Below are 8,745 nucleotides of genomic sequence, written 5' to 3'. Positions count from 1 at the left end.
GGGCTCCACTCCTTTCTTTGGTTGTATTTTTTTCGCACTTACTACCTTACCAGGAGGAGAGCCCGTTTTTCATCTATTTTGCTTACATATCTGACAGGTTCCTTATTATACCAAATCAGGAACCTGTCTTTTTTTCTCCCACAAACATTTTACTCATACAAAAGATACGGTTTGAGTCAAGAGTTTGTGAAAAGTGCTATTATTTGATGTAATTACAAGTAAGACACTACGAAATTTGTAGAAAGATGAAGAATTGTTGCCCCCCCCTCACGAATTCTCTGTATAATAATGTATGATATCTTAAATAACCAAGATTATTTTAGGGGGAGGAATAAAGATGAGTTTACTACAAAAAGTAGCTCATAGAGTTGTGAGCTCAGTAGCAAACGATTTGAGGGACAATACGTTGACAAATCTAGTGTCTATTCCTCTTGGAGCTGCCAAAGGTGGACAAGTGGCTTACAAAGCCGCTACAACAGGATTTACGATGCTGGAAAGGAAAGTCGGACCAAAAACAACAATGGGAGCTATTAAAGGTGGAGCTGTTGGCTATATCGGAGGTAACGTAGCTGCCGAAGTATCTAACAAAATAATGGGTGTAGAAAAATTGTTTGACAATACCAAAATTGGAAAACAGATAGATAAAGGTATAACAAAAGCAGAAAATTGGCTACATAAAGCAATTGGTGGTGGATCGTATTAACATTGTAGAGATTTGCTCATGTACAGCACTAGACCACCATTTAAAACCATTAAATAAAAAGAATGTGTTTAATTATTTGGACGAAGTTGTTATTGTATAGTGCAAAGCAGTAAACATTAAACAGGACACTAGGATAATGATGGAATGGTACAATCCGGGTGAAGAATTAGTTTTTACAATAAGCATTGATGTAGAAAAAACAAATAACCACAGACCGTTCAGATATTTTTGGAGTCTGATGAAATATAACTTATTGTATGGAATAGAAGGAAAAAAGTTTGGAAAATGGACTGTAAAAATTACACCTTTGAATATAATGTACACATTCATGATGACTGAACTTTCAACAAACTACAAAAACAAAATTAATCCTGATTCGAAGACATCCTTATTTGATAAAACGATATAAATTCAACAGAGGTATACAAAAATGAGTAAAGCAAAAATTATATTTACTACCTTGACAGGCGTTATCATAGGGTTAATCGTTAGCATTTTACTATTAGTCATAAAAAGTACTGCAAAAGATTTTTTAAAAACATACTCCCTCGATTGGGTTATTGATGTGCTACTCCTTCTTGTATTTATTTTCATTGTAGCGCAGTATATCCAAAAGAAAAGAAAAACTTGAAAGAAAGGATGCCCTCATGCGAAGGCATCCTTACAGCTTGTCGACAAAGTCGACAAGCTGTTTTAATATATAGGTATAAGGGTATTTATAGGAGGGGGAAATCGGATGCTTCAACGTCATCAAGAAGATCGTAGACATATGGAAACAACGGTAAAAATTGATGATCTTGTTCCTGCGGATCACCTTGTGCGTAAGCTATATACATCCAAATTAACATCTTAGCCTCTAATTCACGCAGTACACCCGATGCGACGCAACGCCTCATCCGGGTGTTGTAGAACGTACTGTTCAAAACGAGGAATGGATTGTGCAATGTCGTTTTGATCCTTGTGAAAAACGTTGGCAATCACTTCATCCTTCAACCACTTCCATAACCGTTCCATCGGGTTTAACTGTGGAGAATACGGCGGCAAAAAGATGAAATGAAAAGCATCACCTTCCTCGCCATCAAGAAAGGCTTGCACCATCTTGGCATGGTGAATACGCGCATTGTCCAATACAAGAACGAGGAATCGATCTGCATATTTCTCTTTCAACAGGCGCAAAAAGTCGAGGAACGTTTCGGCATTGGCGGATGATGCACGATGAAACACGACATCGCCTCGTTGAACATCGACGGCGCCAAAAATGGAAACATGAGCGTGGTGACCGTAGCTTGGCACTTGTTTTTGATTCCCTACTTCTGCCCATGTCGTACGTAGAGCTTGATAAGCACGAACATGTGTCTCATCCACATAAAACAGCATGACATTCTCGGTAATTAGTTTTTTTTATAAATTCAAGTTCTTTTTGAAACGTAGCTTGACGCTTAGCGTCTCCTTTAACGAGCTTGTAAGTTGGGCGTGTCCATGATAAACGCAAACGATGCAACAACTTGCGAATACCTTCCCGTGACATCGAAACGCCATAGGTATGTTGGATGTAAGATTGTAAAATACGCGTGTTCCATGATGAAGCAATGCCCCAGCCAGCATCCACAGGTGTAGTAGTTAACACGAGTTGTCTGATTTCTTGTTGTTGTTCTTCCGTAAGAAATGGCACACGACCAAGCGGCAAGCGGCGATCGAGTAGATGATCGAGCCCACCCTCATGAAAACGTGCAACGTAGAGGGCAACCGATTGACGGCACAGATTGACCATTTTTGCGACATCTTTGCCAAGATGACCTTCCATGACGAGACGAACGGCAGTCACCCGAACGCCAAGCGAAGCATCTTTGTTCTTGTTTCCGAAGTGTTCGAGGCGTCCATCCGTGATCATTTGTAATTTTCAGATGTTTCATGTCATTTCAGCTCCTTTTACACATGAGTATTTGGGAGCATTATAGCCATGAAAAAAGGTGTTCATACAGAAGTCATTGCTTTAAAGTGCATGTATATAGTCTCTTACTTACTCTACCTGCTTCTATAGTAGTGTTACCTTTTCCATGCTTAGCAGCCAATAAAATCCTCATAATCTTGGCTGTTTCTTTCGCTTTATAAATTCTATACACTTTAAAAGTAGCACCACCAACAAGCCCTACACCTACAGCAATCGCCGCTGCTTTCCAACCGCCTTTTTTAAAGGCTTTATATCCATCATACGCCGCAAATCCAGCGTTAACTACAAACCAGAAGAAATGCCCATCCGGATCGACCAATATCACCGGATTATTGTTCGCATACGCATACCCATTTTGCGTGAGGATATCGTCCGCATCCCCTGGGTCCGAATCCAAAGAAAGGAACACGCCATGCGTTGGATGATAGTACCGGGCGATCAGATAGTACAGACCCGTTTCTTTGTCATATTGGTATCCCGCATATCGGTATGGGTTTTCCTCCGCCAAAGCGCCGGATTGAGAATGAATATTTCCCCACTCATCGTATTGGTAACGGATCCCGATGTTTCCTTGTTGCTCATTTAGAGTGTGAATCGTCTATTTCTTTCGTTTCAATTTCTTTATTGTGATGTTAATATCGTCTAACAACACGCTTTCACTTAGCAATTTCCAAAATTTCCTTTTTGTTAAATACTTTTTTTCCTCAACAATTCTTTCAAGTCTTGATGCATCATCAATATTTCCATATCTACCTATTGCAAGTATGGCATGATTCAATAGCTTATCTAAATTGTTATAAAAAAGACGACACTGCTATAAAGCAAGCAGGTCGCCTATATATATGCTCATTGAAAAGTTAACCTTCGTATAAGTGGTGCCCACTCCGGTTATACTGCTCCTAAGGAAGAGCATGGAAAAGGAGCGGAATTCTGCATGAAACGTCTCAAAATCACCAACGATCACGGATGGACACCTCGGACACTTCGCAAACAGGAACGGAAAATCAAAAACACCCTTCTTCGCCAACGGGTGATGGCGGTTCGCCTGGTCATGGAAGGCTATTTGGGCAAAGAGGTGGCCTCCATGGTCAACGTGTGCCGACAAACCGTTTCCCATTATGTGTCGCTGTTCAACGAAGGCGGTCTGGAGCTCTTGTTTCATCGGGATTTCGCCCCCGGGCGGGAGCCGTTTCTCATCGAAGAACAGCAGGAAGAGATCAAACAGCTTGTGTTGACCACCACTCCCGTGGAACTGGGCTGAGACGTCGCTTCGGCGTGGAACACCAAACTCCTGTAATCCTATGTTGAAAAGCACTTCGGTGTTTGCATTTCCCGCGAAGCGTTGCGAAAACTCCTGCACCGCAAAGGGCTGTCATGGACACGGCCGACCTACACATTAGCGAAAGGCGATCCGGATCGACAAAAGCATTTTGAGAAACAGATCGACTTCATAAAAAAACTTAATGGATCCTGATTCGGTCTTGTTGTACCTTGATGAAACCCATATCCGCTCTTACCATGTCTTGCGGTCCACATGGTCGGAATCGGCCGCCAAAAACAAGTGCCGACGTTCGGCCATCATGCCACGTATCGCTGTTTGGCGCGGTCAACATCCACGATAGCGAAACGGTGCTTCATCAAACGACCGCTGCCAATGCCGCGACGTTCTTGGATTTCTTGCGAATGCTCAAAGAGCGCGATCCGGACCGTCTCATGGTCTTGGTGTTGGATAACGCCCGCATTCACCATGCCAAAATGGTCAAGGAGTTTTTGCGGGAAGAGGGGCAGTGTTTTCACTTTTCCCTATTCGCCACAGCTGAACCCGATCAAACGCTTATGGAAATGGCTGAAAGATACGGTGATGGCCAATGTATTTCACAAGGATCGCAACGATATCATTCAAGCCATTACTCGGTTTGTCAACTACATCCACGAACGTCCGGAGGAAGTGCTGCAGCGCTTAGGGTGTGCAGGATGACTGAGAAGTTAACTCTTCATGTTGCATGTATATAGATAACCAGCCTATCAATTTCTGCGACCGAATGGGAAGTTTTTTCGTTTGAAGGACCAGATTCTATCGATTAAGCAATATAATCTCCCTAGCCTCAATTTCTCTGCTTTCTTTACTTTGACTTATAGTCTGAGGAGTGGCAAGAATGACTCTCACAGTTACTTCTTCCGTAAAATCGTCAACACTTAATTTGTTGCCATCTTCATCACTGAATTTTGTTTGGTCTGTGATTCGGACTGTACAAGGATAGCTTATATCCTCTACGTTATTTTTCCTTTTCTTTACTTCATGGGAACAGTCCACAACAAAATAATTTTCTCCAATACTATAAAGCGTCCCTTCAAAAGACTTTGTTCCTGTGCAACCAGTCAAGAGTAAACTAACCAAGACGAAAACAACAGTTCTAATCATTCGAATTACATTCCTTTGTATGAAAAATAATTTTTTATTTAAGCTGTAGATGAGCATTTTTTCATTACAATAATTTCCATAACCCAACAGACAAACAGGATACCCCTTAGGCGACATGGAGCTGTTTTTTGACAACATCAATGGGAATCTCTTGCTTCGCCGCGTCATAAATGAACTCGATGACGCTGTGGCCTTTCCGCGATCGAAGAAGCTCCAGCCCGACAGAGAGGTCTTGCTGGGATTCCGCTATGCTGTACACGCAAGCCAACAAAACGGCCACCCAATACCGTTTGACCGCCTGAATGTGGCGGACGCGGTACCCATCGAGCTTCAGCTGGTCTTTTGCCTGCCGGAAAAAGCATTCAATCGACCAGCGTTGGGCATAGTAACGCAAGATGTCTTCGTCGCCAAGTTCCCGATCGGTGCTCAAGACGCAATGAAGATGTTCCAGCGTTATCGGCTGATCCGCCTTCCAAGCCAGCAGCACCACCGCATCATCGAGGCCATGGATCGCCCCCTCATAACGATACACGCGGTAACGCTTCTTGTCCACCGTGACGAGGCGGGTGTCTTGGGGCTCGATATAGCGGGCAAACAACTTGGCTTGGACCGCGATGCCTTTCGGATAGAGAATTCGGCTCGTCTTGAGCATGGCGATGACATGGAATCCCTGTTTCAGGCAGGCTTCGATGAGCTCTTGGGACGGATACTATGAATCCATGAGCACATACACTGGATGAGCCCGCTTCCCTTTGAGCGAGGAAAGCATCTCGATCGCCAGGTCGATTTTACTCCTTCCCGCCGCCTTGTCATACAGACGAAACGCGAACGGAAACGCTTGCGTGAAGGTGTGTACCATCCGCCAAACGAGCGAATGCCCCCAGACCGATTGATGATCTTTGTGCGAGTAGTGCCAATTGCATCCTTGAATGGCGTGCGTGACCCGTGACGAGGGCTTCGTTTTTTGGCAAATTGTATCATCGATCGAAAGGAAAAGGGGCTGATTCTTCCGTTTGGCCAGGCGTTTGATCTGGCGAAGGATCCATTCCTGAAGCTTCCCAAGCAGTTTTTCCTCGTTCCAAGGGCTTTTCGTGAAAAAGTGGCTGAGCGTGGTTCGATGATTCGGATGAAAACTCCAGTGATGGACATCGGTCAACGTTCCCGAAAATCCCTTGGTGGTCAAGGCATCGACCAGGTGAACGAGATGTTTCCAAGCTGGTTTGGAGACATGCAAGACCAACCCTAACGCTAGGAAAAACTTGTGGATTCCTTGGTGATGTGTTAATCTATTCATGAGACATGAACCTCCTTGTGGGAATGGGTTCTGAGCACATCTATTTTACCCAAGGAGTTCGGTTCATGTCTCCTTTTTTGTTTGTTTGTCAATTTATGTTAGTGAATTTGCTCATCTACAGTTTAAGATTACATTTATCGAAAAAGACAACACAACGCACAACTAAACTTCTCTCTATTCCCTTTTTATGAGCAGGAGGCTTTTAAAAATGCTCCTAGGGGAAGTAAAGATTACTCATGAACGTTTTATTTGGTAATACGTTATTTCCCTAATCCCTATATTAACAAAGATAATACACAAAAACATTCACCACGTTCTAGGAGATAAACCCCAATAATCTACTATACTTTGTACATGAGTATACATTTTCCACCCATTAGAGCCTACGCCTTCATGTACACCTCTAATCTGGCTACCATAATATGTAGGCGAACCACTATCACCGTTAGTAGAATTATAATCAGCAGCAGTCATATTATTGTGTTCTCTTGCTGAATAATTTGTACTTTTTACAATCCCACATGCATTACCGGTATATGAACCATTCATACATACGTATTGTCCTACATATTCATATGATTCTCTTTGCCAACTGGTAAAGTTAGGCTGTCCATAATTATAATTGCTAGCATAGGAAAGTTGACCTAATGAAATCAGCATTGCATCCAGTTCACCACTATTTACGAGCCTGTAGGCATATCCAAAGTATGAACCGCCTTGACTAAATCTATCACTACTTCTTCCGCAATGACCAGCTGTGACATAGTAAACCCAATTTCCATAAGAAGCTGAAAATCCGCCCGTACACCCCCAACCTGTGTCAATATTGCTAATCCTTAATCCGCCTTCTAATGGCCGTGTATAAGCAGTTCTAGACTCTTCGTAACCACCATCAGATTCAATTACTTCAATATCTGAACCGAATATATTTACAAGTGAATCCCTAGCAGTGCTGTCAAATGGATAAATGCCGATAATAACCTTATTCCTTTGAATATCAGAATATATAGTAGTAACATTTATACCTTGTTCCTTTAATTCATGCTTCTTCGAGAGTACTGTCGAATGTATTTCATCAAGCTGCTTTTCTGATCTTTGTACTTGTTTAAATTTTATTTTTGAATCATTATCAAAAATTTTTCTAATGTCATTTATCTCTTTATTCATTTGTTTTAAATTTTTAGAAAAACTAATTGTTACCACCCCTTTTTTCGATTGATCGACGTACAGTCCCCCAAAATCACTTGAACTAATATTGTTTCTAATATATTCTAAAATCAATGGTATTTTTTCCTCTTGATATTTTATTCTATTTTCTATTTCCTCTAATTCGTCCTCAGTTAGCCAAACTCCGTGTTTTTCGTATGACTGTGTTACTTTCTTTGATGTTATTAAATTACTCACATAAACAGGATCATAATTTAAACCCATTTTCTTTCTATACTCTATATTTCTTTTTAATTCGGAATCATTAGCTATATCATTTTCCGCGTTTATAGACCGTGGTGATAAAATCAATATGGGAAGTAAAATGATGAATAGGATCACAGTGTTTTTTAGTGAGATATTCATTAAGGACACTTCCCTTCTGATATTGGTATTGTCAAAAGTTTTAAAGACGTCCCCTAATTTTTTGTTGATTTTATGCTGTTCTGGATAAAAAAGCTTGTCACTCTTGCTTACGGTATGATTGAGGTAACGACACACACAATCACCCAAACATTGGAGTGACAAGATTGTTACCTCAATTATTAATCAAACTTCATCTTTTACAACAAAAAGACGAAGAACGGCGGACATTCTCTGTCTGTATCAACCGAACGTTTTTCCCGACAACAAACCATTTCGATAGGTGACAGACACAACAACAATCCCCCCTTTTTTGTAAATGAAATTGCAATAAAAATTTCCGATTTTTCGTTTCCCTGCTCTCTCTATACAATTCGACTACAAATACAACACGGCAAATGATCGACAGGATGTAAAGCAAAATGGCAACTTGTATAATTTTTAAAATAATCATAAAAAAAAAAAAAAATGTATGTCAATCCTTTTTTTAGAATAGTTTGAGTCAAGACTTTGTGGGAGATTTTTTTCTCGACCGATTTTTTGGTTATATATGGTTTTATGAAATCGTTATATGTAAGCGTTTTTATTCACTCTCATCCTGCAGGTATGTGCGTTTTCTCTCGTTTTAAAAACCTTTCAATGCTTGCAATACCTCGTAAATCGGTGCCCCTGAAGATTGGCGAAGGTATGGGATGTTATCTCGTACCACTTCTGCCATTTGCGTTTGCACGCGCTTCAGTGCCTTTTTCACGATCGTTTCTCGTTTCGTTTCTTCTCGTTCTTCCACGCCATACATCACTCCATCG

8 protein-coding genes and 4 pseudogenes are annotated in these 8,745 nt (G+C 41.3%); 5 read left to right on the top strand and 7 right to left on the bottom strand.

The window, feature by feature from the left end; translation table 11 throughout:
* Nucleotides 1–337 precede the first annotated feature (337 nt).
* A complete protein-coding gene (locus tag EKC99_RS14555; RefSeq protein ID WP_163152536.1) occupies nucleotides 338–703 on the top strand; it encodes a hypothetical protein in 366 nt (121 codons plus the stop codon).
* Nucleotides 704–839: 136 nt separating this feature from the next.
* A complete protein-coding gene (locus EKC99_RS14550) occupies nucleotides 840–1,112 on the top strand; it encodes a hypothetical protein (protein ID WP_205597821.1) in 273 nt (90 codons plus the stop codon).
* 452 nt (nucleotides 1,113–1,564) lie between these two features.
* Here the strand turns inward: EKC99_RS14550 and EKC99_RS14545 are convergent, their stop codons facing one another.
* The 3 genes and pseudogenes from EKC99_RS14545 to EKC99_RS16030 form a co-directional block, all read right to left on the bottom strand.
* Complete coding sequence (locus tag EKC99_RS14545) at nucleotides 1,565–2,068, bottom strand: IS630 family transposase (RefSeq protein ID WP_240468897.1); 504 nt, start codon at nucleotides 2,066–2,068, stop codon at nucleotides 1,565–1,567.
* Nucleotides 2,061–2,594 (bottom strand): helix-turn-helix domain-containing protein, encoded by a 534-nt coding sequence (locus EKC99_RS14540; protein WP_240468896.1) that lies wholly within the window; start codon nucleotides 2,592–2,594, stop codon nucleotides 2,061–2,063. Before EKC99_RS14540 ends, EKC99_RS14545 begins: the two co-directional genes overlap by 8 nt.
* 94 nt (nucleotides 2,595–2,688) lie before the next feature.
* Nucleotides 2,689–3,240 (bottom strand): annotated as a pseudogene (locus tag EKC99_RS16030) (RHS repeat-associated core domain-containing protein); the annotation flags it as partial.
* A 348-nt stretch (nucleotides 3,241–3,588) separates the two neighbouring features.
* Between EKC99_RS16030 and EKC99_RS16155 the strand changes: the two are divergent.
* From EKC99_RS16155 to EKC99_RS15940, 3 genes and pseudogenes are all read left to right on the top strand, one after another.
* Entirely contained in the window at nucleotides 3,589–3,915 is a 327-nt protein-coding gene (locus EKC99_RS16155) for a helix-turn-helix domain-containing protein (protein ID WP_483296105.1), read from the top strand.
* Between the two features lie 51 nt (nucleotides 3,916–3,966).
* Nucleotides 3,967–4,128 (top strand): annotated as a pseudogene (locus EKC99_RS16150) (winged helix-turn-helix domain-containing protein); the annotation flags it as partial.
* Nucleotides 4,129–4,148: 20 nt separating this feature from the next.
* Nucleotides 4,149–4,667: a transposase gene (locus tag EKC99_RS15940; RefSeq protein ID WP_368667179.1), complete on the top strand. Its 519-nt coding sequence runs from the start codon at nucleotides 4,149–4,151 to the stop codon at nucleotides 4,665–4,667.
* A gap of 61 nt (nucleotides 4,668–4,728) precedes the next feature.
* Here the strand turns inward: EKC99_RS15940 and EKC99_RS14515 are convergent, their stop codons facing one another.
* The 4 genes and pseudogenes from EKC99_RS14515 to EKC99_RS14500 all read right to left on the bottom strand — a co-directional run.
* Nucleotides 4,729–5,163: a hypothetical protein gene (locus EKC99_RS14515; RefSeq protein WP_178378778.1), complete on the bottom strand. Its 435-nt coding sequence runs from the start codon at nucleotides 5,161–5,163 to the stop codon at nucleotides 4,729–4,731.
* A gap of 19 nt (nucleotides 5,164–5,182) precedes the next feature.
* A pseudogene (locus tag EKC99_RS14510) lies at nucleotides 5,183–6,370 on the bottom strand (IS701 family transposase).
* A gap of 306 nt (nucleotides 6,371–6,676) precedes the next feature.
* Nucleotides 6,677–7,942 (bottom strand): YolD-like family protein, encoded by a 1,266-nt coding sequence (locus EKC99_RS14505; protein ID WP_163152532.1) that lies wholly within the window; start codon nucleotides 7,940–7,942, stop codon nucleotides 6,677–6,679.
* A 622-nt stretch (nucleotides 7,943–8,564) separates the two neighbouring features.
* A pseudogene (locus EKC99_RS14500) lies at nucleotides 8,565–8,745 on the bottom strand (UPF0236 family protein); the annotation flags it as partial.

The organism is Anoxybacillus sp. MB8 (genome assembly GCF_011006755.1).
Classification (GTDB): domain Bacteria; phylum Bacillota; class Bacilli; order Bacillales; family Anoxybacillaceae; genus Anoxybacillus; species Anoxybacillus gonensis.
This window is presented reverse-complemented; position numbering and strand designations above follow the sequence as displayed.

What these genes read in the sequence shown, in the direction of transcription:
- EKC99_RS16155 (WP_483296105.1), top strand. Translation starts at nt 3,589, where the DNA reads ATGAAACGTCTCAAAATCACCAACGATCACGGATGGACACCTCGGACA.
- EKC99_RS15940 (WP_368667179.1), top strand. Translation starts at nt 4,149, where the DNA reads ATGAAACCCATATCCGCTCTTACCATGTCTTGCGGTCCACATGGTCGG.
- EKC99_RS14550 (WP_205597821.1), top strand. Translation starts at nt 840, where the DNA reads ATGATGGAATGGTACAATCCGGGTGAAGAATTAGTTTTTACAATAAGC.
- EKC99_RS14505 (WP_163152532.1), bottom strand. Translation starts at nt 7,942, where the DNA reads ATGAATATCTCACTAAAAAACACTGTGATCCTATTCATCATTTTACTT.
- EKC99_RS14555 (WP_163152536.1), top strand. Translation starts at nt 338, where the DNA reads ATGAGTTTACTACAAAAAGTAGCTCATAGAGTTGTGAGCTCAGTAGCA.
- EKC99_RS14540 (WP_240468896.1), bottom strand. Translation starts at nt 2,594, where the DNA reads ATGATCACGGATGGACGCCTCGAACACTTCGGAAACAAGAACAAAGAT.